At 72.5% G+C, this 23250-nt stretch carries 19 protein-coding genes and 1 rRNA gene; 9 read left to right on the top strand and 11 right to left on the bottom strand.

Translation table 11 applies throughout. The features are described 5' to 3' along the window. Positions 1–33: 33 nt before the first annotated feature. Positions 34–603 (top strand): DJ-1/PfpI family protein, encoded by a 570-nt coding sequence (locus ACZ6KF_RS03965; protein WP_356627155.1) that lies wholly within the window; start codon positions 34–36, stop codon positions 601–603. 103 nt (positions 604–706) lie between these two features. Here the strand turns inward: ACZ6KF_RS03965 and ACZ6KF_RS03970 are convergent, their stop codons facing one another. Beyond that, positions 707–1381 (bottom strand): HAD family hydrolase, encoded by a 675-nt coding sequence (locus ACZ6KF_RS03970; RefSeq protein WP_356627154.1) that lies wholly within the window; start codon positions 1379–1381, stop codon positions 707–709. A gap of 46 nt (positions 1382–1427) precedes the next feature. After that, the gene (locus ACZ6KF_RS03975; RefSeq protein ID WP_469237172.1) at positions 1428–1943 is read right to left on the bottom strand and encodes a DUF6912 family protein; all 516 of its coding nucleotides are present in this window, start codon (positions 1941–1943) and stop codon (positions 1428–1430) included. Between the two features lie 640 nt (positions 1944–2583). Here ACZ6KF_RS03975 and ACZ6KF_RS03980 point away from each other — a divergent pair. After that, complete coding sequence (locus tag ACZ6KF_RS03980; RefSeq protein ID WP_469237174.1) at positions 2584–3060, top strand: Rv3235 family protein; 477 nt, start codon at positions 2584–2586, stop codon at positions 3058–3060. Positions 3061–3281: 221 nt separating this feature from the next. Here ACZ6KF_RS03980 and secA read toward each other — a convergent pair whose 3' ends face one another. After that, a complete protein-coding gene (gene secA / locus ACZ6KF_RS03985; protein WP_356627151.1) occupies positions 3282–6092 on the bottom strand; it encodes a preprotein translocase subunit SecA in 2811 nt (936 codons plus the stop codon). A 279-nt stretch (positions 6093–6371) separates the two neighbouring features. On the opposite strand from secA, the gene ACZ6KF_RS03990 reads away from it, so the two are divergent. Beyond that, positions 6372–6941: a GNAT family N-acetyltransferase gene (locus ACZ6KF_RS03990; protein ID WP_356627150.1), complete on the top strand. Its 570-nt coding sequence runs from the start codon at positions 6372–6374 to the stop codon at positions 6939–6941. Between the two features lie 79 nt (positions 6942–7020). Continuing rightward, the gene (locus tag ACZ6KF_RS03995) at positions 7021–8214 is read left to right on the top strand and encodes a winged helix-turn-helix domain-containing protein (RefSeq protein ID WP_469237176.1); all 1194 of its coding nucleotides are present in this window, start codon (positions 7021–7023) and stop codon (positions 8212–8214) included. An 8-nt stretch (positions 8215–8222) separates the two neighbouring features. On the opposite strand, the gene ACZ6KF_RS04000 is transcribed toward ACZ6KF_RS03995, so the two are convergent. The 7 genes from ACZ6KF_RS04000 to mtnA all read right to left on the bottom strand — a co-directional run bounded on the left by ACZ6KF_RS04000 (position 8223) and on the right by mtnA (position 17047). Beyond that, a complete protein-coding gene (locus ACZ6KF_RS04000) occupies positions 8223–8969 on the bottom strand; it encodes a response regulator transcription factor (protein ID WP_356627148.1) in 747 nt (248 codons plus the stop codon). A gap of 203 nt (positions 8970–9172) precedes the next feature. Next, on the bottom strand, positions 9173–9862 hold the full coding sequence (gene hpf / locus ACZ6KF_RS04005) for a ribosome hibernation-promoting factor, HPF/YfiA family (RefSeq protein WP_469160155.1): 690 nt from the start codon (positions 9860–9862) through the stop codon (positions 9173–9175). A 326-nt stretch (positions 9863–10188) separates the two neighbouring features. Next, on the bottom strand, positions 10189–10980 hold the full coding sequence (locus ACZ6KF_RS04010; RefSeq protein WP_469178839.1) for a ComF family protein: 792 nt from the start codon (positions 10978–10980) through the stop codon (positions 10189–10191). 240 nt (positions 10981–11220) lie between these two features. Beyond that, positions 11221–13056 carry an LpqB family beta-propeller domain-containing protein gene (locus ACZ6KF_RS04015; RefSeq protein WP_469160153.1) on the bottom strand — a complete coding sequence of 612 codons (1836 nt, stop codon included), beginning with the start codon at positions 13054–13056 and terminating at the stop codon, positions 11221–11223. Continuing rightward, positions 13046–15082, bottom strand: coding sequence for an MtrAB system histidine kinase MtrB (gene mtrB / locus ACZ6KF_RS04020; RefSeq protein WP_469160152.1), 2037 nt, complete (start codon positions 15080–15082; stop codon positions 13046–13048). The genes ACZ6KF_RS04015 and mtrB overlap by 11 nt, the downstream gene beginning before the upstream one ends. Position 15083: 1 nt before the next feature. After that, positions 15084–15773: a two-component system response regulator MtrA gene (gene mtrA, locus ACZ6KF_RS04025; RefSeq protein ID WP_187284748.1), complete on the bottom strand. Its 690-nt coding sequence runs from the start codon at positions 15771–15773 to the stop codon at positions 15084–15086. Between the two features lie 125 nt (positions 15774–15898). Next, positions 15899–17047: an S-methyl-5-thioribose-1-phosphate isomerase gene (gene mtnA, locus ACZ6KF_RS04030; protein ID WP_356627143.1), complete on the bottom strand. Its 1149-nt coding sequence runs from the start codon at positions 17045–17047 to the stop codon at positions 15899–15901. Positions 17048–17187: 140 nt separating this feature from the next. Between mtnA and ACZ6KF_RS04035 the strand changes: the two genes are divergently transcribed. The 5 genes from ACZ6KF_RS04035 to ACZ6KF_RS04055 are packed head-to-tail and all read left to right on the top strand — an operon-like array spanning position 17188 to position 22873. Then, positions 17188–18546, top strand: a complete 1359-nt coding sequence (locus ACZ6KF_RS04035; protein WP_469237178.1) for a glycerophosphoryl diester phosphodiesterase membrane domain-containing protein — start codon at positions 17188–17190, stop codon at positions 18544–18546. Positions 18547–18550: 4 nt separating this feature from the next. Next, complete coding sequence (locus tag ACZ6KF_RS04040; protein WP_469237179.1) at positions 18551–19375, top strand: DUF4129 domain-containing protein; 825 nt, start codon at positions 18551–18553, stop codon at positions 19373–19375. Next, entirely contained in the window at positions 19372–20577 is a 1206-nt protein-coding gene (locus ACZ6KF_RS04045; RefSeq protein ID WP_469237182.1) for a DUF4350 domain-containing protein, read from the top strand. The genes ACZ6KF_RS04040 and ACZ6KF_RS04045 overlap by 4 nt, the downstream gene beginning before the upstream one ends. Beyond that, entirely contained in the window at positions 20577–21566 is a 990-nt protein-coding gene (locus ACZ6KF_RS04050) for an AAA family ATPase (RefSeq protein ID WP_469160185.1), read from the top strand. The genes ACZ6KF_RS04045 and ACZ6KF_RS04050 overlap by 1 nt, the downstream gene beginning before the upstream one ends. Beyond that, complete coding sequence (locus ACZ6KF_RS04055) at positions 21566–22873, top strand: DUF58 domain-containing protein (RefSeq protein WP_469237183.1); 1308 nt, start codon at positions 21566–21568, stop codon at positions 22871–22873. The genes ACZ6KF_RS04050 and ACZ6KF_RS04055 overlap by 1 nt, the downstream gene beginning before the upstream one ends. Positions 22874–22973: 100 nt before the next feature. Here the strand turns inward: ACZ6KF_RS04055 and rrf are convergent. Next, positions 22974–23090: ribosomal RNA gene (gene rrf, locus ACZ6KF_RS04060) — 5S ribosomal RNA — on the bottom strand. Between the last annotated feature and the right edge of the window lie 160 nt (positions 23091–23250).

Here is a 23250-nt window from a genome sequence, read left to right on the forward strand (position 1 = left end):
GGCAGGGTCCGCCGTCCGGTGCACGTTGCCCCCATGACCGCCAAAATCCTCATCGTCACCGGCGACGCAGCAGAGTCGCTGGAGGTCCTCTACCCCTACCAGCGCCTCCTCGAAGAGGGCTACGAAGTCCACATCGCGGCTCCCACCCGCAAGACGCTGCGGTTCGTCGTGCACGACTTCGAAGAGGGCTTCGACACCTACACCGAGAAGCCCGGCTACACCTGGCCCGCCGATCTCGCCTTCTCCGAGGTCGACCCCGGCCAGTACGCCGCCGTCGTGATCCCCGGGGGCCGCGCCCCGGAGTACCTGCGCAACGATCCCGAACTCCGCAAGATCCTCAAGTCCTTCTTCGACGCCGACAAACCCGTCGCCCAGATCTGCCACGGCCCGCTCCTGACCGCGGCGTCCGACGGCCTGCGCGGCCGACGGGTCACCGCGTACCCGGCTCTCGAACTCGACATGCAGGCCGCCGGCGCCACCTTCCAGGACACGGAGGCCGTGGTGGACGGCGCCCTGGTGTCCTCCCGCGCCTGGCCGGACCATCCGGCGTGGATGCGGGAGTTCCTGAAGGTCCTGCGGGAGAAGGCCCCGGCGAACCCGTGACCCGACGGACCCGGGACCCGGCGAACCCGGGACCCGACGGACCGGGCGGGAGCCGTTGCGGGGTCGGCGTCCTGCCGCGTCCCGTGACGGCTCCGTCCGGCTCTCAGGCCGCCGCCGCGAGTCTTCCCGCCTCGTCGACCGCCTCGGCCAGGCTGTCCACGACCGGCACGCCCACGACCTCCAGGCTCGCCCGGCTGTGCGAGCCCCCGGTGTAAAGGACGGCCTGCGCGCCGACGTGCAGGGCCGCGACCGCGTCGTCCGCGGCGTCCCCGATCACCACGGTCCGCTCGGGGCGCACGGCTTCCGCGAGCGCCTCCAGGTGCCGCACCATGTGCTCGGCCTTGCTGCCGCCGGACGGCCCGGTACGCCCGTCGACGCGTATGAAGTGGGTCTCGATGCCGAAGCCGCGCACCAGCGGGACCAGGTCCTCGTGCCCGTACATGCTGAGGAGCGACTGGCTGCGCCCCGCCGACCGCCACCGCGCCAGCAGCTCGGCCGCGCCCTCGGTCAGCCCGCACCGCACCCGGTGCTCGCTGTAATGCCGGTGGAAGATCGCGTCCATGACCTCCCACTCGGCGTCCGTGGGCAGCCGGCCCATCAGCCGTTCGTAGAACTTCGGCACCGGCACGCAGTACAGCGCCCGGTACTGCTCCATCGTGATCGGATCCAGTCCCAGCTCGGCGAACGCCGCGTTCGTCGCCCCGATGATCGCGTCATTGTCGTGGAACAAGGTGCCGTTCCAGTCCCAGACGATGTGCGCGGTCTGCTGCTTCCCCATGCCGAAAACCGTACCCGCCGCCGCTGACAATCAGTGACGGCCGGACTCAGCCGTCCTGCCCCACCAGGTTCGGGATCTCCTGCGTCGCGAACCACAGCAGCTCGTGGTCGTCGGCCCCGTCCACCACGAACTGGGCGTCGTCGTCCCCGGCGTCCGCCGCCTCCAGCGCCTGCGCGGCGGCCGTCACGTCCGCCTCCGCCTCGTCCGCGTCGACGTGCACCGCCGCCGCCTTGGCCAGCGGTACGGGGCCCTTGACCCGCACCTCGCCGAGCGCGGCCGGGTCGAGGCCCCGGTCGGGGTCGGCGGCAGCGGCGCCGTCCGGCACGTCGACGGCGACGACGACCCGCCGCCGCGGTGCGTCCGGGTCGGCGGCGAGCAGCCGCAGGGAGGCCAGCGCGGCCCTGCTGAGCGCCGCGTACTCCAGCTCCTCGATGTCGTCGGAGAGGTACCACTCGCGCAACGCGGGCGTGACGGCGTACGCGACGAGCGGCCCGGCGCCCACCTCGCCGGTCCTGTACGCCTCGGCGAGACCGGAGAGGGTCAGGGGGACGTAGACGCGCATGGGCTGGCCGCTTTCTCGTGGTCGGAGGGCTCCGAAAGACCTCTGGACGGCCTTCAGGATACGTGCGGGGGTCCCCCTTCGGGGCGTACCCGGCACCCCCGTCCAGGTCAACCCGCGGGCGGCGAATTCACCCCGTACACGCCCCCGACCTGGGCTCGATCGCTCGATATCACCCGAATAAGTGAACCTGGCCGGTCCTCCGCCCGGCTCCCTCCCGCCTTGCGGCCGCGGCCCTCGTCCCCGTACAAGATCTCCGACCGCAAGTTACCGACCGGTACAACCGGCCGCACCGAACGGGGCCCCGATGAACAAGGTCATGACCCGCCTCCGCCCCTCCCCCGGCACCCGCCCTCCGACCCGCCGGGATCCCCGCCGCCCGGGCAGCACCACCCCACGCCCCGCCGTCCGGGGCTCGTCCCGGACCCGCGAGGCGCCCCTTCCCGAGGCACCGCCATCCGAGGCGCCCCGCCCGGGCCCCGGCACGCCCGCCGCGGTTCCCGTCGGCGCGCCCGGCAGGAACCGCCCGTACCCGCCCGGTACGGGCCGCCCGCCCACGCCCGGCAGGGGGCCTTCCCGCGCCACCCCCGGCACAACGGCCCCGGCGTCCCGTACGGCGACCCAGGCGACCCGTACGACGGCGATGCCGGCCGGGCCGGGACCCGCACCGACGCCCGCCCCGCCCCCGGCCGGTTCCACGCCACCCCGCCACGCACCGCCCCACCCCGCCGCCGCGCCGCTCCGAGTCCCCTCCCAGTCGCCCCGCCACCCCGTCGCCGTCCCCCAACCCCGCCCCACCGACGTCTTCGCCGACCGTCTCGTGCTGGTCCTCAGCGGCCAGCGCCCCGTGCACTGCATGCTGCGCCACACCGCCGGACGCGCCTACGACGAACTGGCCCGGCTCGCCGAACGCGGGCCCCTGCGCACCCGCGGCGCCCGCCCGGTCGTCCGCGACATCGGCTACTTCGAGCCCCGCCCGGGCGCCATCGAGGCCTTCGCCCGCATCGGCGCCGGCGACCGGCTGCGCGCCCTGGCCTTCCGCCTGGAACTCGGCCGCGACCTGCGCTGGCGCTGCACGGCGGTGGAAGCGGGCGGCCCCCGCCCCACGGAACCCGACTAGAACCCGGGTCACCGAACGGCCAGGGCCGCGCGGGCAGCCCCCGGCCCCACAGACCCGGGGGCAGCCCCCGGCCCACAGACCCGGGGGCTGCCCCCGGCCCCGCACCCCCGGGAGCAGCCCCCGGTCCGCACACCCGACCCGGTCCGGCCGTACCCGGCCGCCGTCACGGCGAAGGGCCGGGCCACCCGAAGGTGACCCGGCCCTCAACGCATCCCCACCGCCTACTTCTTGCGGCGACGCCCGCCCTTGGCCTGCTTGCGGCGCTCGGCACGGGTCAGGCCGTCGGCGGACGAACGCACCGGCTCCTCGTCCGCGAACTCGCCCTCGATGGTGCCGCCCTCACCGTCGACGGTCGGCGCGGTGAAGTGCAGGTTCCGCCGCTGCGGGGCCTCCAGGCCCTTCGCGCGGATCTCCGGGCGCGGGGTGCCCGCCTGCGCCGGCACCGCGTCCTGCTTCTCCAGGCTCGGCGCGGCGTCCTCGACCGGGACCTCCTCGACCTGCTGCTCGACCTGGACCTCCAGGTTGAACAGGTAGCCGACGGACTCCTCCTTGATGCCGTCCATCATGGCCTGGAACATGTCGAAGCCCTCGCGCTGGTACTCGACCAGCGGGTCCTTCTGGGCCATCGCGCGCAGGCCGATGCCCTCCTGGAGGTAGTCCATCTCGTAGAGGTGCTCGCGCCACTTGCGGTCCAGGACCGACAGCACGACCCGGCGCTCCAGCTCGCGCATGATCTCCGAGCCGAGCTGCGCCTCACGCGCCGCGTACTGCTGGTGGATGTCGTCCTTGATGGACTCGGAGATGAAGTCGGCGGTGAGCCCGGCCCGGTCGCCGGCCGCCTCCTCCAGCTCCTCGATGGTGACGCCGCACGGGTAGAGCTGCTTGAACGCGCCCCACAGGCGGTCCAGGTCCCACTCCTCGGCGAAGCCCTCGGCGGTCTCCGCGGCGATGTACGCGTCGATCGTGTCGTCCATGAAGTGCTGGATCTGCTCGTGCAGGTCCTCGCCCTCCAGGACGCGGCGGCGCTCGCCGTAGATGACCTCGCGCTGGCGGTTGAGCACCTCGTCGTACTTGAGGACGTTCTTGCGGGTCTCGAAGTTCTGCTGCTCGACCTGGGACTGGGCGGACGCGATCGCGCGCGTGACCATCTTGTTCTCGATCGGCACGTCGTCCGGGACGTTCGCCATGGACATCACGCGCTCGACCATCTGGGCCTTGAACAGCCGCATCAGGTCGTCGCCGAGGGAGAGGTAGAAGCGGGACTCGCCGGGGTCGCCCTGACGGCCGGAACGACCGCGCAGCTGGTTGTCGATACGGCGCGACTCGTGCCGCTCGGTGCCCAGCACGTACAGGCCGCCGAGCGCCTCGACCTCCTCCTTCTCGGCCTTGACCGCCTGCTCGGCCCGCTCCAGGGCGGCCGGGAGGGCGGCGGCCCACTCCTCGATGTGCTCCTCGGGGTCGAGCCCGCGCTGGCGCAGCTCGGCCTCGGCGAGGTCCTCGGGGTTGCCGCCGAGCTTGATGTCGGTACCGCGGCCGGCCATGTTCGTCGCGACGGTCACGGCGCCCTTGCGGCCGGCCTGGGCGACGATCTGCGCCTCACGGTCGTGCTGCTTGGCGTTGAGCACCTCGTGCTGGATGCCGCGCTTGGACAGCTGCTGCGAGAGGTACTCGGACTTCTCGACCGAGGTGGTGCCGACCAGGATCGGCTGGCCCTTCTCGTGCTTCTCGGCGATGTCGTCGACGACCGCCTCGAACTTCGCCACCTCGGTGCGGTAGATCAGGTCCGACTGGTCCTTGCGGATCATCGGCCTGTTCGTCGGGATCGGGACCACGCCGAGCTTGTAGATCTGGTGGAACTCGGCGGCCTCGGTCATCGCCGTACCGGTCATGCCGGAGAGCTTGCCGTAGAGGCGGAAGAAGTTCTGCAGGGTGATCGTGGCGAGGGTCTGGTTCTCGTCCTTGATCGGCACCCCTTCCTTCGCCTCGATCGCCTGGTGCATGCCCTCGTTGTAGCGGCGGCCCGCGAGGATACGGCCGGTGTGCTCGTCGACGATCATGACCTCGCCGTCGATGACGACGTAGTCCTTGTCCTTCTTGAACAGTTCCTTCGCCTTGATGGCGTTGTTCAGATAGCCGACGAGCGGGGTGTTGACCGACTCGTAGAGGTTGTCGATGCCCAGCCAGTCCTCGACCTTGCTGACGCCGGACTCGTGGATGGCGACCGTGCGCTTCTTCTCGTCGACGTCGTAGTCGCCGGTCTCCTCGATGCCCTTGAGGGGCTGGCCGGCCTCACCGCGCTTGAGGCGCTTGACCAGCTTGGCGAAGTCGCCGTACCACTTGGTGGCCTGGTCGGCCGGGCCGGAGATGATCAGCGGCGTACGGGCCTCGTCGATGAGGATGGAGTCGACCTCGTCGACGATGGCGAAGTTGTGGCCGCGCTGGACCAGCTCCTCCTTGGACCACGCCATGTTGTCGCGCAGGTAGTCGAAGCCGAACTCGTTGTTCGTGCCGTACGTGATGTCGCAGGCGTACTGCTCGCGGCGCTGGGCCGGCGTCATGTTGGCGAGGATGCAGCCGACGCTCAGGCCCAGGAACTTGTGGACGCGGCCCATCATCTCGGAGTCGCGCTCGGCCAGGTAGTCGTTGACCGTGATGAGGTGCACGCCGTCGCCCGACAGCGCGTTGAGATACGCCGGCAGGGTGCCGACCAGGGTCTTGCCCTCACCGGTCTTCATCTCGGCGACGTAGCCCATGTGCAGGGCGGCGCCGCCCATCATCTGGACGTCGTAGTGCCGCTGTCCGAGGACGCGCTTGGCGGCCTCCCGCACGGTGGCGAAGGCCTCCGGCAGCAGGTCGTCCAGACTCTCACCATCGGCGTACCGCTGCTTGTACTCGTCGGTGAGGGCCCGCAGCTCGGCGTCGGAGAGGTCGATGAAGTCCTCTTCGATGGAGTTGACCTGGTCCGCGATGCGGTGCAGCTTGCGCAGGATCTTGCCTTCGCCTGCACGCATGATCTTCGAGAGGACGGACACGGGGGTTGGTCTCCTTGCCGGTCGGGCCTGGGACGGTCGGTTTCCTTTGACGTACTGAGCAACGGCCATCGTATGCGAGGACCCCGCCGCGCCGGGAGGCCCTGCGGGACGACGACGCCCACCGCCGCAGATCGGTTCTCGGTTCTGCCTTCACCCGGACAACGGCCCGGGGTTGCGGATGGTGCCGCGCCGCGCCGGCGAATTCGCGGAGGGTGACCGGACGGTCGCGCAGCGGCAAAACGGATGGCGTGTCGCCGCGGTCGCGAGCAGAATCGGGCGATGGAGCCCGTCACGATCACCACCGCCCGTCTGCGCCTGCGCACCGTCGGCCCCGAGGACACGGACGCCGTCTGCACGGCGTGTCAGGACCCCGACATCCAGCGCTGGACCACCGTCCCCTCGCCCTACCTGCCCGAGCACGCGGAGAGCTTCACCGGACAGCTCGCCCCCGACGGCTGGGCGAGCGCCTCGATGTTCACCTTCGGCGTCTTCCTGCCCGGCGGCGACCTGACCGGCATGCTCGGCCTGACCATGCGCTCCCTGGGCACCGCCGAGGTCGGCTTCTGGGCCGCCAAGGAGCACCGTGGCCGCGGTTACATCACCGAGGCCACCGTCGCCGCCTGCCGGTGGGCCTTCACCGAGCTGTCCGTCGACCGCGTGGAGTGGCGCGCGGAGGTCGGCAACACCGCCTCCCGCGCGGTGGCGACCCGGGCCGGCTTCACCCTGGAGGGCACCTTGCGCTCGGCCATCAACAACAAGGGCGTCCTGCGCGACTGCTGGGTGGCCTCGCTGCTCCCCTCGGACCTGGGCCTGCCCTCGACGGCCCCGTATCTGCCGGGCCGGCCGTGACACCGGCCAACTCTGCGGCGGGGACCGGTCGTCGGTGGCAGCGGACCGGTTGTCAGTGGCAGCCCCTATCTTCGAGGGCATGACGACCGCGCGTCCCACCCAGCTCTCCGCGGCCGAGGCCCGCCGCATCGCCCTGCGCGCCCAGGGCTTCCTCGGCGCCCCGGACCGCCGCTCCGGCGTCCGCGGGATACTCCGCCACCTCGGCGCGGTGCAGCTCGACACCATCTCGGTCCTCGCCCGCTCCCACGAGCTGGTCCCCTACGCCCGCCTCGGCGCCGTCGGCCGCAAGGCGGTGGAGAACGCCTACTGGAAGTCGCCCGCCGAGGGGCCCGCCTCCCCGCCGCACGCCTTCGAGTACTGGTCGCACGCCGCGTGCATCCTGCCGATCGAGGAGTGGCCGCACTTCGCCTTCCGCCGCCGCGCCTACCGCAACCGCCCGCAGTGGCACCACGAACTGCCCGACGGCGTCTACGACCAGGTGATCAAGCAGCTCCGCGCGGAGGGCCCGCTGACCGCGACCGAGCTGGGCGGGGCGAAGAAGACGAGCGACTGGTGGGACTGGTCCGGCACCAAGGTCGCCGTCGAGCGGGCGCTGATGTACGGCGAGGTGGTCTGCGTGGAGCGCCGCGGCTGGAAGCGCGTGTACGACCTGGCCGAGCGCGCGGTGCCCGCGGACCTGCTGCGGGAGGAGCCGTCCGACGCCGAGTGCCTGCTGCGGCTGGTCCGGCTGGCCGGCCGGTCCCTGGGCGTCGGCACCCGCGCGGACATCGCCGACTACCACCGGCTGAAGGCCGAGCAGGTCGACGCGGTGATCGCCGACTCGGGCCTGGTGCCCGTCACGGTCGAGGGGTGGGGGAAGGTGGCCTGGGCGGATCCGGCGGCCCTGGAGACGCCCCCGCGCGGCCGGCACCGTACGACGCTGCTGTCCCCGTTCGACTCGCTGATCTGGGAACGGGCCCGCACGGAGCGGATCTTCGGTTTCACCCACCGGCTGGAGGCCTACGTCCCGAAGCCGAAGCGGGTGTACGGCTACTTCGCCATGCCGGTCCTGGCCGGCGGCCGGCTGGTCGGCCGGGTGGACCCCGCCCGCGAGGGCCGCACGCTGGTGGCCCGGCAGGTCACGCTGGAGGGGCCGAAGGCGGTCCCGGCGGTGGCGCAGGCGCTGATCGAGGCGGCGAGCTGGGTGGACTGCACGAACGTGCGCGTGGAGCGCGTGGACGCCCCCGAACTGCGCGAGCCGCTCACGAGGGAGCTCACCCGGGCCCTGGCCTGACGGGCCGCTCACCGGATCTCGAGGATCTTCTCCCGCATCGCGTAGACCACCGCTTCCATCCTGGAGTGCAGTTGCAGTTTCTCCAGGATGTTGCGCACGTGGTTCTTCACGGTGTTCTCGGAGATGAACAACTCCTTGGCGATGTCCCGGTTGTTCATCCCCGTGGCGACCAGTTTCAGCACTTCGAGTTCGCGGTCGGTGAGCCGGGGCGCGGGCACCAGACGTCGTTCGTCCGTGCGCTGGATCATCGACTTGAACTCGGTGAGCAGTTTCGACGCCATGGATGGGCTGATCTGCGACTGGCCGTCGGCCACCGCGCGAATCGCCGTGGCCACTTCGTCGGTGGAGATCTCCTTGAGGAGATAACCGGTGGCTCCCGCCTTGATGGCGTCGTAGAGATCGGCTTCCTCGTCGCTGATCGTCAGCATGATGATCTTCGCGCTCGGCGCCACCTCCTTGATGGAGGTGCAGGCCTCGATCCCGCCCCGCTTCGGCATGCGCACGTCCATCAGGACGATGTCGGGCAGCAGGTCGGCCGCCTTCTCCACGGCCTCGGCGCCGTCCCCTGCCTCCCCCACGACCTGGATGTCCTCCTCGGCCGCGAGCACGATCTCCAGTCCGCGGCGGAACAGGGCATGGTCGTCCACGACCAGGACCCGGATCGGTTCCTTGCGTGGTGAGTCCGCGTCCGGGCCCATGCCGGCGGCGCCGACGTCGGCGTCCCCGTGATGCATCGGTCCGAAGCTGTCCGCCATCGTTCCTCCCCCTGAAGGCTGTGGCCCGTGGTCCTGTGCCATCGCCAACCCAAGGCAACGGCCCACCGGTTGAGCCGTTGCCGCCATGATTCCATGTCCGGGCGGCACCTCGGTGACCAAGCGGTGCGGAAGCGGTCGCACGCCGGTGCCCCTGGGGGCGCACAGGCGCTCCAGGGGCACCGCTTCGACCGCCGTCCGCGACGTCAGCCGCCCAGCGTCCCGCCCGCGTCGGGGGACGCCTCGGTGACCATCGTGTCGGTGCTGAGGTGGATCACGCCGTAGTCGTAGGCGTGGCGCCGGTAGACGACGCTGGGCTCCTTGGTCTCGGAGTCGACGAAGAGATAGAAGTCGTGCCCGACCAGTTCCATCTCGTAGAGCGCCTGGTCGAGCGTCATCGGCGCCGCGACGTGGGTCTTCTCGCGGACGACGAGCGGCCCTTCGCCCTTGACCTCCAGCGAGCCGATCTTCTTGGTCGGGACCTCGTCCGCCCCCTCGGCCGGGACGATGCCGCCGTTGCCGTTGAGCGTCGCCGCGCCCGGGACGTGGTCGGGGACCTCGGCCGCCGTGAGCCGGCGCAGACCCCGGCGCGTGTGGCGCTTGTCGTGCTGCCGGCGCAGCCGCGCCTCCAGTTTCTCCGCCGCCAGGTCGAGTGCCGCGTACGGGTCACTGGCCGCCGCCTCCGCCCGGATCACCGGACCGCGGGAGCGGAGGGTGATCTCCACCCGGTCGCAACGGTCGGCCTGTCGGGGGTTGGGCTCCTTGGACACCTCGACGTCGAGGCTGATCACCTTGCCATCGAGCTTCTGGATCTTCTCCAGCTTCAGCTTCTCGGCCACGTGCTTGCGGAACCGCTCGGGCACCTCTGTTTTGCGGCCCTTGACGACGATGTCCACGCAGAACTCCGTTCCCGGATCGCTCCGCTCCACTGGCGGAGCATCTCCCTTGTGCACCAGGTTCCGGGGATTCCGGAACCTCGGACTCGGTGACGTCCACCTCCTCCTCCCCCACGGGCGGGATGTCCACCCCACCGTCCCGGGTGATTGTGCTGAATCCCGCGGGACGGCATTCGGATATGCGAGGTGCGACCTGCGCTTGGCCTGCGGCTTTCCCTCACAACCGAACATATCTCGCCCGGACGGATGTCGTCACCCTCTAGCGACGCGTACCTCCGTTCAGGTGAATTAAGGCTCTCACTAGCTGGAACGATGCAAGTTCGCAGTCAGTTCCGGTTTATTTCCAAAGAATCCGGTGACGCCGCGATCACGGCGGCACGGATGGTGTGGTCCGTGTTCCCCTCCATTGCCGCTGCCATCCGTTCTCCAGTCCTTTCCCGGTCGGCTCCTTCGTACACCGCCGCGCCGACACCGACCGCCCGCAGCGCCCGCGCCGCCTCCGCGAGGGACGCGCCCGTCGTCATCAGGTCGTCGACGAGCACCACGGGGCCGCCGCCGAGCAGTCCCGCGCCTGCGGCCGCCACTCCCAGCGCGCCCGAGAGGTTCGCCCGCCGCTGCCGGGAGTCGAGCCCGGACTGGTCGGCGACCGGCCGCCGTTGCCGGAGCACGGCGACGACCCGGGCCGGTGTCCCGGTCCGCCGCAGCTCACCGGCCGCCGCGAGCGCGATCCGCCGTGTCGGGTCGTGCCCGCGCGCCCGCACCGCACCGCGCCCGGACGGCACGGGAACCAGCAGCACGGTCGCGCCGCCCGTCCCCGCCCGGCCACCGCCGAGCGTGGCCCGCACCGCGCCCGCCAAAGCCGTGCCGAGCGGCCCGGCGAGTGCGAGCGCGCCGCGTTCCTTGTGGGCCAGCAGCAGGGCCCGCGTTTCGTCGGCGTACCGGGCCGCCGCGTGCACCATCGGCAGCCCGGGCGGCTCCGGCGCCGGCCGCACCCGGCGCGGCACGGCGGCCGTGAGGACGGCACGGCACTCCGGGCAGAGCACCGTGCGCGGCCGTCCGCAGCCTCCGCACTCGGCCGGCAGCACCAGGTCGGTGAGATCCCGCCACCACCCCCGCATGACCACCACTGTGCCAAGGCCGCCGCGGGCCTGCCACCCCTGTGGAAACCGCCTGTGGAAAACTCCGGCCGCCTCGCCGACAGGCCGCCCCACCGCGGCGACCAGCGAAAACGGCCGTCCCCGGCGTGCCTCGACAAACGCGCCGGGAACGGCCGCGTCACCTGCGCCGAGCCTCCCCCTCACCGGACCGGACGAACACCGCCCCGGTCCTCGCCCGGCCGACCCGGGCGCCGGCGCCGATCACCCGGGATAAACCGGTGCCGACCCGTCCTTGACCACCTTCTGCCACTGCGTCCCGTCCGGCAGCCGCACGATGCCGTCCTCCGAGTACGCCACCAGCGGAAGCCGCTCGTCCTCCGCCGCGGCGATCTCCTCCACGCCGGACAGCGCGTCGGGCGCGGGCCCTTCCGGCGTGGAGCCGTCGACCTGGACGTACCGCAGCTGCTGCACGCCCTCGTGTTCCCGCCCGACCACCACGAGCCGGCTGTCCCCGGCCCACGACATGGCGGCCACCTCCTCCAGCGCGGGCGTGGCCGACCGCAGGTCCAGGACCGAGACCGGCTGCACCCCGGTCCGCTCGTCCTCCGCGCCCCGCTCGATCCGCCCCACCTGGAGGGACTGCTTGCCGTCCTTCTCCACGACCAGCGCGATCCGCACCCCGTCGGCGGCCACCCGCAGCGAGTTGATCCGCCCGTCGAGCCCCGGCACCCGCACCTCCAGCGGCTCTCCCTTGCCCTGCCGGAGCAGCAGCAGCCGCGGCTTGCGGTCATCACGGTCGGCGACCCACAGATCGCCCCGGCTGTCCCAGCTGGGCGTGGTCAGCCGGTCGGCCTCGGTGCGGCCCGTGCTGCGCACCACCGGCTCGCCGAGCGAACCGCCCGACACCAGCTCGGCGACGTACAGCCGCGAGCCGTCGAGGGTCACGCCGGCCGCGGCCTGCTCGTCGCGCGACACCGCCACCGACCGCAGGGCCTGCTCGCCCCCGCCGAACCGCCCCGGCACCGGTTCGGCCCGCGTGCCCTTGCTGCCGGCCGGGATCCGCACCAACTGGTGCTCGCCGTCGAGGAAGTACAGGTAGTCGGGGCGCCCGGCCGTGCTGTGTGCGGCGACGGTGGCCGCACCGTCGGCGTCGAGCACGCACAGTTCCCGGTCGTCCGACCGCAGTTCGACCTCCTCCACCGCGGGGGTGAGGTCCTGGAGAGTGAAGAGCAACTGGGCGGCCATCTCGTTGCACCGGCCCGGTCCGACCCGCGCCGCCTTGCCGTTCAGCGGCACGGTCAGCCTGCTCCGGTCGTCCTCCGTCAGCGTGGCGACGCCCTTCTCCAGCGCCGTACCGGCAGGGAAGCTGGACCGGACCACGGGCTCCACCCAGCTCGTGGGCCCCCTGAGCACCGAACGCACCATCTGCGTCATGGAGTCCACGCGCCGCACGTACACCGGATCCGCCACGGCGGCCTGCTGCGCGGACCCGACGACCGTGCCGTTGGAGGCGAAGTAGTACTTGTTGACGGACACGTAGTTGCGCTGGAAGTCCGACTGTCCGAGGACCACGCCCTGCGGCAGCCCGTCGATGCGCCACTGCCCGGTCTTGTCGTCCTTCGTGAGATGGACCTGCTTGCTGTACTCGCCGTCGGCCGGCACGTACGACTGCTGCTCGTCCACCAGCGCGACCTTGCTGCCGGTCAGCGTGAACGAGAAGTCGACGCCCTCCGCGCGGACGGCGTACGAGTCGGCGTCGGCGTCGGGCCCGTCCGCGAGCACGGTGGTGGACAGCTCGGGCCGCCACTGCTTCGCCGCGGCCGGGGTCAGATACTGCCTCGCCGTCTCGTAGTGCAGATCGTCGCTGGTCAACGCCTCCAGGAAGCCCCGCACGATCTCCGACGGCGAGGCGTCCTCCCGGGGCGGCACGGCGAACACGCGCACCGGGGCGTCCTGCCGGGGCGTGGACTCCACCCCGCGCAGATCCCCGCGGTCGGGCATCGAGGCGCACCCCGCCAGCAGTACGGCGCCACAGGCGGCGTACGCCACCGCGCGCGCCGGCGTGCGCCGGGCGCCCCTCTCGCGGTCAGCGACCACGAAATGCCTCCCCTTGTCCGTTCCGCTCCTCGGTGCGGGCGTCCCCCGGTCCGGAGGGAGCCGCTCTGCGCGCCGCCTCCGCGGGCCGCGGCACCACCCGCGCGCCGTTGCCGGGCAGCGCTGTCGGATCGGCCGTGGGGGCGGCGGACGCCGTGCGGGCGCCTATCGGGTCCCTGGCCGGTCCCTGGCCGCCGGAGGGCTGCGCGGGCACCGTGGCGGTCTTCTCGCCGCCGCGGGGCGCACCGGCCTCGTTCAGTCCTCGGTTGCGTCGGGAGTCCTTGGGTTCCAGCGGTATCGGCGAGCCCCGCAGCGGCTCGTCCGCGGTCCGCGGCAGCGTCAGCCGGAACTGCGAACCGCCGCCCGGCTCGCCCCACGCCTGCAGCCAGCCGCCGTGCAGCCGCGCGTCCTCCAAAGCGATGGACAGCCCCAGGCCCGTGCCGCCGGTCGTCCGCGCGCGGGCCGGGTCGGCCCGCCAGAAGCGGCTGAAGACACGGGTCGCCTCGCCGGGCTTGAGCCCGACGCCGTAGTCGCGCACCGCGACGGCGACCGCGCCGCCCGCCGCGGCGAGCCTGACGACGACGTCCTTGCCCTCGCCGTGCTCGACGGCGTTGACGACGAGGTTGCGCAGCACCCGCTCGACGCGCCGGGCGTCGGCCTCGGCGACGACGGGCTGCTGATCGCCGACGACGCGTATGCGCGAGCCCTTGCGCTCGGCGAGCGGCTCGGCCCCGCTGACCACGCGTCGCACGACCTCTCGGAGGTCTATCGGCTCCGCCTCCAGCGCGGCGGCTCCCGCGTCGAAGCGGCTGATCTCCAGCAGGTCGGCGAGGAGCGACTCGAAGCGGTCCAGCTGGTCGGCGAGCAGTTCCGCCGACCGCGCGGTCACCGGATCGAAGTCCTCGCGCGCCTCGTGGATGACGTCGGCGGCCATCCGCACGGTCGTCAGCGGCGTCCGCAGCTCGTGCGACACGTCCGACACGAACCGCCGCTGCATCCGCGACAGGTCCTCGAGCTGGCTGATCTTCAGCTGGAGGTTCTGCGCCATCTTGTTGAACGCCTCGCCCAGGCGGGCGATGTCATCCTCGCCGGTGACCTTCATCCGCTCCTGCAGCCGCCCGGCGGACAGCCGCTCGGCGATCCCCGCCGCCATCCGCACCGGCGTGACGACCTGGCGCACCACCAGCCAGGCGATGGCCCCGAGCAGGACGACGACGAACAGCCCCGCCGTCGCGAGCGTCCCCTTGACCAGGCTCAGGGACCGCTCCTCCTGGGTGAGCGGGAAGAGGTAGTACAGCTGGTACGGGTCGCCGTTCGGGTCGTCGACCGTCTTGCCGATGACCAGGGCCGGCTGGGCCTCCTTGGCCTCGCCGCTGTAGATGATGCGCGTGTAGCTCTGCGCGGCGGCCGAGCTGGCGTTGATCCGCGCCCGCAGGTCCTCGGGCACGCTCTTGTTCGGGTCCACTCCGCCGGAGGCGCGCGGACCGAGCCCGCTGCCGCTGTCGTCGCCCGCCGGGAGCGTGACCACGTCGAAAGCGCCCTGACCGCCGCTGGACAGGTCGGACACGAGGTCGCTCATCCACTGGATGACGTTCTGGGAGGGGCGGCCGTCCACCGGCGCCGGCTCGTCGGCGGTCCCGCCCGCCGCCTCGTCGGCCGCCTGCTTGGCCACCGCGAACCCGCCCGTGGCCTGGCTCTGCGACGCCTTCACCTTGGCGTCCAGCAGGCCGTTGCGCACCTGCCCGATGACGACGAAGCCCAGCAGCAGCACCACGCCCAGCGACATCAGCAGGGTCGTGACGACGACCTTGAGCTGGATGTTGCGCCGCCACAACCGCATGACGGGCAGCAGCGGGCGGCGCACCCACCGCATGAACAGGCGGAACACCGGGCTGCCCTGCACTCCGCCCTGCAGCAGGCCGCCCTCCGGGAACCGTCCCCAGCGGGAGCCCGCCGCCTTCCGGCCGACAGGCCGCCCGGCGCGGGCCCCGGACCGGCCGGGCGCCGAAGCGGCACTGTCCCCGGTCATGTCAGCTCGGCCCGGCCTTGTATCCGACACCACGGACCGTCACCACGATCTCCGGCCGCTCCGGGTCCTTCTCGACCTTGGAGCGCAGCCGCTGCACATGGACGTTGACCAGCCGCGTGTCCGCCGCGTGCCGGTAGCCCCAGACCTGCTCCAGGAGCACCTCGCGCGTGAACACCTGCCACGGCTTGCGGGCCAGCGCCACCAGCAGGTCGAACTCCAGCGGCGTCAGCGCGATCGACTGCCCGTCCCGCTTCACGGAGTGCCCGGCCACGTCGATGACCAGATCGCCGATGGCGAGCTGCTCCGGCGCCGGCTCCTCCGACCTGCGCAGCCGCGCCCGGATACGGGCCACCAGCTCCTTGGGTTTGAACGGCTTCACGATGTAGTCGTCCGCGCCCGACTCCAGGCCCACGACGACGTCGACGGTGTCGCTCTTGGCCGTGAGCATCACGATCGGCACCCCGGACTCCGCCCTGATCAGGCGGCACACCTCGATGCCATCACGGCCGGGCAGCATCAGGTCGAGCAGCACCAGATCGGGCTTGCTCTCCCGGAAAGCGGCCAGCGCCTTGTCGCCGTCGGCTACGAAAGACGGCTCAAAACCTTCACCACGCAGCACAATGCCGAGCATCTCGGCCAGTGCGGTGTCGTCGTCGACGACAAGGACTCTTCCCTTCATAAACGACATCATCCCATTCTCATAACGGTGGCGAAGGCGCAGGTGAGGCAGGTCACTGCCTCGTGACCATAGTCGTACGAGGGCGTCACTGTCTGCCCACACCCGTCATGGCCCCCTGCGAACGGTCTCGGCCACCGTCATCCGCCGGCCGGCGCCGCCCCTCGCGACCTCGCGCACAGCTCGGCCAGGCCCTCCGCCGTCACCGGCGAGACGACGCCCTCCTCGGTCACGATCGCCGTCACCAGCTCCGGCGGCGTCACGTCGAACGCCGGGTTGTAGGCCTGCGTCCCGAGCGGCGCCACCGGCACCCCGCCGCCGGCCCCGGTCACCGGCGCCTGCGGAACCGCGACCTCGGTCACCTCGAACCCGGGCCGCTGCTCGACCTCGATGGACGCCCCGTCGGCGGTGTCCGGGTCGACCGTCGTCAGCGGCGCCACCACGATGAACGGCACATGGTGGTACCGCGCCAGCACCGCCAGCGGATAACTGCCCACCTTGTTCGCCACCGAGCCGTCCGCCGCGATCCGGTCCGCGCCGATCAGCACGGCGTCGACCTCTCCCGCCGCGAACAGCGAACCGGCCGCGTTGTCGGTGAGCAGCGTGTACGCCATACCGTTGCGCGCCGCCTCGTACGCGGTGAGCCGCGCCCCCTGCAGCAGCGGACGGGTTTCGTCCACCCACAGCCGCCTCAGCCGCCCCTGGCGGTGCGCGGCGAGGGCCACCGCGAACGCGGTCCCCTCCCCGCCCGACACCAGCGCGCCGGTGTTGCAGTGGGTGAGGATCCGGTGGTTGCCGCCGGGCAGCAGCTCGTCCAGCAGCGCCAGCCCGTGCTCCGCCATCCGGGCGCTGGCCTCCGCGTCCTCACGGTGCAGCTGCCGTGCCGCCGCCAGCGCCGCCCCGGCGGCCTGCCCGAGGGTGCCGCCGCCGGTCAGCGCCGCCTGATGCGCCTGCTGGGCCCGGCGTACGCCGACGGAGAGGTTCACCGCGGTGGGCCGGGCGCCCGCGAGCGCCGTCGCCGCCTCCTCCACGTCGAACCCCCGCGCGGCGGCGAGCGCGACTCCGTACGCGCCCGCGATCCCGAGCAGCGGCGCCCCGCGCACGGCGAGCGAACGGATCGCCTCCACCAGCGCGGACGCGTCCGTGCAGACCAGCTCGACCTCTTCGGCGGGCAGTCTGGTCTGGTCCAGCAGGACCACGACCGGGCCCTCGGGCGGCTCCTCCCAGCGGATCGCGGGTATGTCACTCGGCCATGTGTCCTCGCCGCTTCGCGCGTAGTGATCTGCCATGTCGTCAGTCTGCCCCGTGAACGGCGGACAATTGAAGGCGCGCACCCCCGACCTCGGCCGGGCCCCGGGGGAGCGCGCCATGGCACGATGTCTGCCAACCTGCCGCCGCGCCTGCGGACGGGCACCGTGAAGGAGCGACGATGAACGACACTCCGGGCTGGGCCTCGCCCGGATCCACTCCGTCCGACGGGCAGCCGTCCGGCACGTCCGGTCCCGGTGACCGGCACGGCCCCGCCCAGCCCGCGGATCGGCCGGGCCAGCCGGAGCAGCCGGCCCACGACCCACAGGGCCCCGGCGCGCAGTGGTCCAAGGAGCAGCCGCCGCCTGCCCAGTGGTCCGCGCCCACCGGCGCCGCGAGCCCCGGCCAGGCTCCCCCACCGCCCCCGGTCCCCGGCTGGGGCGACCAACCCCACGGCGGACCCGGCGGCTTCGGTCCCGGAGGCCCTGGAGGCCCCGCCGGCCCCGGAGGCCCCGGAGGCGCCCCCTACGGCGGCTGGGGCAGCCCCTGGGGCGGTCCCCCTCCCGCCGCGAAGCCGGGCGTGATCCCGCTCCGCCCGCTCGGCATCGGTGAAATACTCGACGGCGCGGTCTCCACCATGCGCGCCTACTGGCGCACGGTCCTCGGCATCTCCCTCACCGTCGCCGTCGTCATGCAGATCGCCGTCATCCTGCTCCAGGGCTTCTTCCTCAACGACGCCCTCAGCAGCGAGGCACTCAACGACCCGAGCGCCACCACCGACGAACTCGCCGGCGCCCTGGGCGACGTCCTGCTCGGCAACGGCGTCATCTTCCTCGTCACCCTCGTCGGCACGGTCGCCGCGACCGCGCTGCTCACCACCGTCACCAGCCGCGCGGTCCTCGGCAAGCCGGTGACCACCAAGGAGGCCTGGCAGGACGCCCGCCCCCTCGTGGTGAAGCTGCTCGGCCTGATCGTCCTGCTGCTGCTCATCGCGTTCGGCGTGACCCTCGTCGGCGCGCTGCCGGGCCTCCTGGTGCTCGCGGGCGGCGGCGGCGCGGCAGGCGGCGCCCTGGCCGTTCTGGGCGGCCTGACCGGCGCGATCGTCGCCCTCTGGCTGATGATCCGCTTCTCCCTGGCCTCCCCGGCACTGATGCTGGAGAAGCAGGGCATCGGCAAGGCCATGAGCCGCTCCGCGAAGCTCGTCCGCGGCTCCTGGTGGCGCGTCTTCGGCATCCAGCTGCTGGCCACGCTCATCGCGAACATCGTCGCGGCGATCGTCGTCATCCCCTTCACCGTGCTCGCCGCGGTCTTCGGCGCGGAGGGCCTCGACGGCTTCATCGAGGGCACCGGCCACCTCAGCTGGACCTTCCTCATCGTCACCGGGATCGGCTCGGTGATCGGCTCCATGATCACCTTCCCGATCACAGCCGGCGTGACCGTGCTGCTCTACATCGACCAGCGCATCCGCCGCGAGGCCCTCGACCTCGAACTGGCCCGGGCCGCCGGCGTCCAGGGCTACGGTCCCACCCCGGGGAGCTGATGCGGTGATCCTGCCGGGGGGAGTCCTCACCGCGGTGCAGGCGCTGCCGGGCGCCACCGCGGCGACACGGCCGCCGCACGACGCGTCCGCCACGCTCGTGCTCCCGGCACCGCAGGCGCTGTGGGTGCTGTCGGCCGACGGCTCGGACGACGCGCCGCCGCTGACCGTTCCGCGCGACCCCGCCCGCGAGGCGGCCCGCCGCGAGCTGTCCAAGCGCCTGTACCACGAGGACGACCCCGGCCTCCTCCAGCGAGCCCTCGACGCCTTCTGGGAGTGGGTCGGCGACCTGTTCGGCGCCGCCGCGACCGCGACCCCCGGCGGCGCCGCGGGCCTGATCGTCGTCGTCCTCGCGGTGGTCGCCGTCCTGGCCGCCCTGTGGTGGCGGCTGGGCACCCCGCACCGCCGGTCCGCCTCCTCCGCACCCGCACTGTTCGACGACCGCCCCCGCAGCGCCGCGGAACACCGGGCCGCAGCCGACGCCCACGCCGCCCAGGCTTCCTGGAGCCAGGCCCTCCAGGAACGCATGCGGGCCGTCGTCCGCTCCCTCGAGGAACGCGCCCTGCTCGACGCCCGCCCCGGCCGCACCGCCGACGAGGCGGCCGCCGACGCCGCTCGCGTCCTGCCCTCCCACACCGACCGACTCCGCGCCGCCGCCCGGGACTTCGACGACGTGACATACGGTGGCCGCACCGCGGACGAACAGTCGTACCGCCGCATCACCGAACTCGACCGCGACCTGGAGCGCACCAAGCCCCGGCTCACCGCCGCCGCGAGCAGCAGCCACGCCCGCAGCGCGGACCACAACGCCCGCCCGGGAGCCACCGGATGACCACCGAGGCCCAGCCCGCCACCACCTCGGTCTCGCTCACGGTCCGTCAGGCGTGGACCCGCGCGCGAGGCGTCGCCCTCGCCTTCGCCGTGCTCCTCGCGGGGGCCGTCGTCCTCGCCGTGATCCGCTCCGACGCCCAGCGCGGCACCCTCGACCCGCGTTCCGCCGAGGCGCAGGGCAGCCGAGCCGTCGCCGAACTCCTCGCCGACCGCGGCGTGTCCACCCGCGTGGTCACCACCCTGGACGAGGCACGCGCCGCGGCCGCCCCGGACACCACCCTCCTGATCGCCACCCCCGACCTGCTGACACGCCCTCAACAGGCCCTTCTGCACGCCGGCACCGCCGATTCCGGCGGCCGCACCCTGCTCGTCGCCCCCGGCGGCTCCTCCGTCGAACAGCTCGCCCCCGGCGTCACCGCCGACCCCGCCACCAGCCTCGAGTCCACCCTCACCCCCGGCTGCGACCTGCCCGCCGCCCGGCGCGCGGGCACCGCCGACACCGGCGGCCTGCGCTACAACACCACCCACCCCGACGCCGACCAGTGCTACGCCAGCCAGCGCCTGGCCACCCTGATCCGGCTCCCCTCCCCGACCGGCGACGGCGACACCGTCGTCCTCGGCGCGCCCGACATCCTCTACAACGACCGCCTCGACGAGCACGGCAACGCCTCGCTCGCCCTGCAACTCCTCGGCTCGCGCCCGCATCTGGTCTGGTACCTCCCCTCACTGGCCGACGCCTCCGCCGCGGGCCAGGACGACGAACGCACCCTGTTCGAACTGCTCCCTCCGGGCTGGCTCTGGGGCACGCTCCAGCTCTTCATCGCCGCAGCCCTCGCCGCCCTGTGGCGGGCTCGCCGACTGGGCCCCCTGGTGCCCGAGAAACTCCCCGTCGCGATCCGCGCCTCCGAGACCGTCGAAGGCCGCGCCCGCCTCTACCGCAAGGCGAACGCCCGCGACCGCGCGTCCACCGCTCTTCGCTCCGCCACCCGCACCCGCCTCGCCCCCCTCGTAGGCGTCCCCGTCGCCCGGGCGCACTCGCCCGAGACCCTGCTCCCGGCCCTGTCCGCCCGCCTCCACGGCGAACTCGGCGGCGATCAGGCCCTGCACACCCTCCTCTTCGGCCCGCCGCCCCGTGACGACGCAGGCCTGATCACCCTCGCCGACCGACTCGACGCCCTCGAAAGAGAGGTACGCCGTCCATGATGGACCCGACCACTGACAACGCCGGGCAGAGCGGGACCCCGGGTGACGCCCGGGCCGCCCTGGAAACCCTGCGCGCCGAGATCGCCAAGGCCGTGGTCGGCCAGGACCCCGCGGTGACCGGCCTCGTGGTGGCGCTGCTGTGCCGCGGTCACGTCCTGCTCGAAGGCGTCCCCGGCGTCGCCAAGACCCTCCTCGTCCGCGCCCTCGCCTCGGCCCTGGAGCTCGACACCAAGCGCGTCCAGTTCACCGCCGACCTGATGCCGAGCGACGTGACCGGCTCCCTGGTCTACGACACCCGCACCGCCGAGTTCTCCTTCCAGCCCGGCCCGGTCTTCACCAACCTCCTCCTGGCCGACGAGATCAACCGCACGCCCCCCAAGACCCAGTCGTCCCTCCTGGAGGCCATGGAGGAACGCCAGGTCACCGTTGACGGCACCCCACGCCCGCTCCCCGAGCCGTTCCTGGTCGCCGCGACCCAGAACCCGCTCGAGTACGAGGGCACCTATCCCCTCCCGGAAGCCCAGCTGGACCGCTTCCTCCTGAAACTCACCATCCCCCTCCCCTCCCGCCAGGACGAGATCGCCGTCCTCACCCGGCACGCGGAGGGCTTCAACCCGCGCGACCTGCGCGCCGCCGGCGTGCGCCCCGTCGCGGGACGGGCCGTTCTCGACGCCGCCCGCGCCGCGGTCGCCAAGACGACGGTCTCCCCGGAGATCACCGCCTATGTGGTCGACATCTGCCGCGCCACCCGCGAATCGCCGTCCCTCACGCTCGGCGTCTCCCCGCGCGGAGCCACCGCCCTGCTGTCCACCTCACGCGCCTGGGCCTGGCTCACCGGCCGCGACTACGTCACCCCCGACGACGTCAAAGCCCTGGCCCTGCCGACCCTCCGGCACCGGATCCAGCTCCGCCCCGAGGCCGAAATGGAGGGCGTGACGGCCGACTCCGTCATCAACGCGATCCTCACTCACGTCCCCGTGCCCCGCTGATGGCTCTCACCGGACGCGCCGCGCTCCTCGCGGCCCTCGGCTCCCTCCCCGTCGGCCTGTGGGAACCCGGCTGGACGGGCATCCTCGCCGTGAACGGTCCACTCGTCCTGGCCTGCGCCTGCGACTTCGCCCTCGCGGCCCCCGTACGGCGCCTGATCCTGACCCGTTCCGGCGACACCTCGGCACGACTGGGCGAGACGGCGGACGTGACCCTCACGGTCACCAACCCCTCCGGCCGCCTTCTCCGCGCCGACATCCGCGACGCCTGGCCGCCGAGCAGCCGGCAGCCCGGTGCGGAGACCTCGTCCCGCCACCGCCTGACCGTCCCGGCCGGCGAACGCCGCCGCGTGACGACCCGCTTGCGCCCCACCCGCCGCGGCGACCACCAGGCGGACCGCGTCACCGTTCGCTCCTACGGTCCCCTGGGCCTGTTCGCACGCCAGGGCGCCCACAAGATCCCGTGGACCGTACGCGTCCTGCCTCCCTTCACCAGCCGCAAGCACCTCCCGTCGAAGCTGGCCCGCCTGCGCGAACTCGACGGTCGCACCAGCGTCCTGCAGCGCGGCGAGGGCACCGAGTTCGACAGCCTGCGCGAGTACGTCCCCGGCGACGACACCCGCTCCATCGACTGGCGCGCCACAGCCCGCCAATCGACGGTCGCCGTACGCACCTGGCGCCCCGAACGGGACCGCCACATCCTCCTGGTCCTGGACAGCGGCCGCACCTCCGCAGGCCGCGTGGACGACGCCCCCCGACTCGACGCCTCCATGGACGCGGCCCTGCTTTTGGCGGCACTCGCCTCACGCGCCGGCGACCGCGTCGACCTGCTCGCCTACGACCGCCGCGTCCGCGCCCTGGTCCAGGGCCGCCCGACCGGAGAAGTCCTTCCAGCCATGGTCAACGCCATGGCCACCCTCGAACCCGAACTCGTGGAAACCGACGCCCGCGGCCTGACCGCCACGGCCCTCCGTACGGCCCCCCGCCGCTCCCTGATCGTCCTGCTCACGACGCTGGACGCCGCCCCGGTCGAGGAGGGCCTGCTCCCCGTCCTGCCGCAGCTCACCCAACGCCACACAGTCCTGGTGGCGTCAGTAGCGGACCCGCACGTCACCCGCATGGCAGCGTCCCGAGGAGACATCGATTCGGTGTACGACGCAGCCGCTGCCGCCCAGGCCCAGTCCGAACGCCACCGCACCGCCGAACAACTCCGCCGTCACGGGGTTACGGTCGTGGACGCGAGGCCCGAGGAACTGGCCCCGGCACTGGCGGACGCATACCTGGCCCTGAAAGCGGCCGGCCGACTCTGACCTGCGGCCACCGACCGCCGTCAGTTCGCGGTCGGCCAGCCCTTGAACGCCTGAACGCAGAAAACCCCGTGCCGAAAGGCACGGGGTTTTCTCAACGATTGTTCGGCGGCGTCCTACTCTCCCACAGGGTCCCCCCTGCAGTACCATCGGCGCTGTAAGGCTTAGCTTCCGGGTTCGGAATGTAACCGGGCGTTTCCCTCACGCTATAACCACCGAAACACTATGAAACAGTCAACCAGCCACCGGCCAAACACCGGTACGGTTGTTCATGGTTTCAGAACCAACACAGTGGACGCGAGCAACTGAGGACAAGCCCTCGGCCTATTAGTACCGGTCAACTCCACCAGTTACCTGGCTTCCATATCCGGCCTATCAAC

It is taken from the genome of Streptomyces sp. NPDC046379 (assembly GCF_055587785.1).

Coding starts and splice junctions, on each gene's coding strand:
- mtrA (WP_187284748.1), bottom strand. CDS start 15,773: ATGATGTCGTTTATGAAGGGAAGAGTCCTTGTCGTCGACGACGACACC.
- ACZ6KF_RS03965 (WP_356627155.1), top strand. CDS start 34: ATGACCGCCAAAATCCTCATCGTCACCGGCGACGCAGCAGAGTCGCTG.
- ACZ6KF_RS03975 (WP_469237172.1), bottom strand. CDS start 1,943: ATGCGCGTCTACGTCCCCCTGACCCTCTCCGGTCTCGCCGAGGCGTAC.
- ACZ6KF_RS03995 (WP_469237176.1), top strand. CDS start 7,021: ATGACGACCGCGCGTCCCACCCAGCTCTCCGCGGCCGAGGCCCGCCGC.
- ACZ6KF_RS03980 (WP_469237174.1), top strand. CDS start 2,584: ATGCCGGCCGGGCCGGGACCCGCACCGACGCCCGCCCCGCCCCCGGCC.
- ACZ6KF_RS03970 (WP_356627154.1), bottom strand. CDS start 1,381: ATGGGGAAGCAGCAGACCGCGCACATCGTCTGGGACTGGAACGGCACC.
- ACZ6KF_RS04000 (WP_356627148.1), bottom strand. CDS start 8,969: ATGGCGGACAGCTTCGGACCGATGCATCACGGGGACGCCGACGTCGGC.
- ACZ6KF_RS04050 (WP_469160185.1), top strand. CDS start 20,577: ATGGACCCGACCACTGACAACGCCGGGCAGAGCGGGACCCCGGGTGAC.
- ACZ6KF_RS04045 (WP_469237182.1), top strand. CDS start 19,372: ATGACCACCGAGGCCCAGCCCGCCACCACCTCGGTCTCGCTCACGGTC.
- mtrB (WP_469160152.1), bottom strand. CDS start 15,082: ATGACCGGGGACAGTGCCGCTTCGGCGCCCGGCCGGTCCGGGGCCCGC.
- mtnA (WP_356627143.1), bottom strand. CDS start 17,047: ATGGCAGATCACTACGCGCGAAGCGGCGAGGACACATGGCCGAGTGAC.
- ACZ6KF_RS04010 (WP_469178839.1), bottom strand. CDS start 10,980: ATGCGGGGGTGGTGGCGGGATCTCACCGACCTGGTGCTGCCGGCCGAG.
- ACZ6KF_RS04055 (WP_469237183.1), top strand. CDS start 21,566: ATGGCTCTCACCGGACGCGCCGCGCTCCTCGCGGCCCTCGGCTCCCTC.
- ACZ6KF_RS04035 (WP_469237178.1), top strand. CDS start 17,188: ATGAACGACACTCCGGGCTGGGCCTCGCCCGGATCCACTCCGTCCGAC.
- ACZ6KF_RS03990 (WP_356627150.1), top strand. CDS start 6,372: ATGGAGCCCGTCACGATCACCACCGCCCGTCTGCGCCTGCGCACCGTC.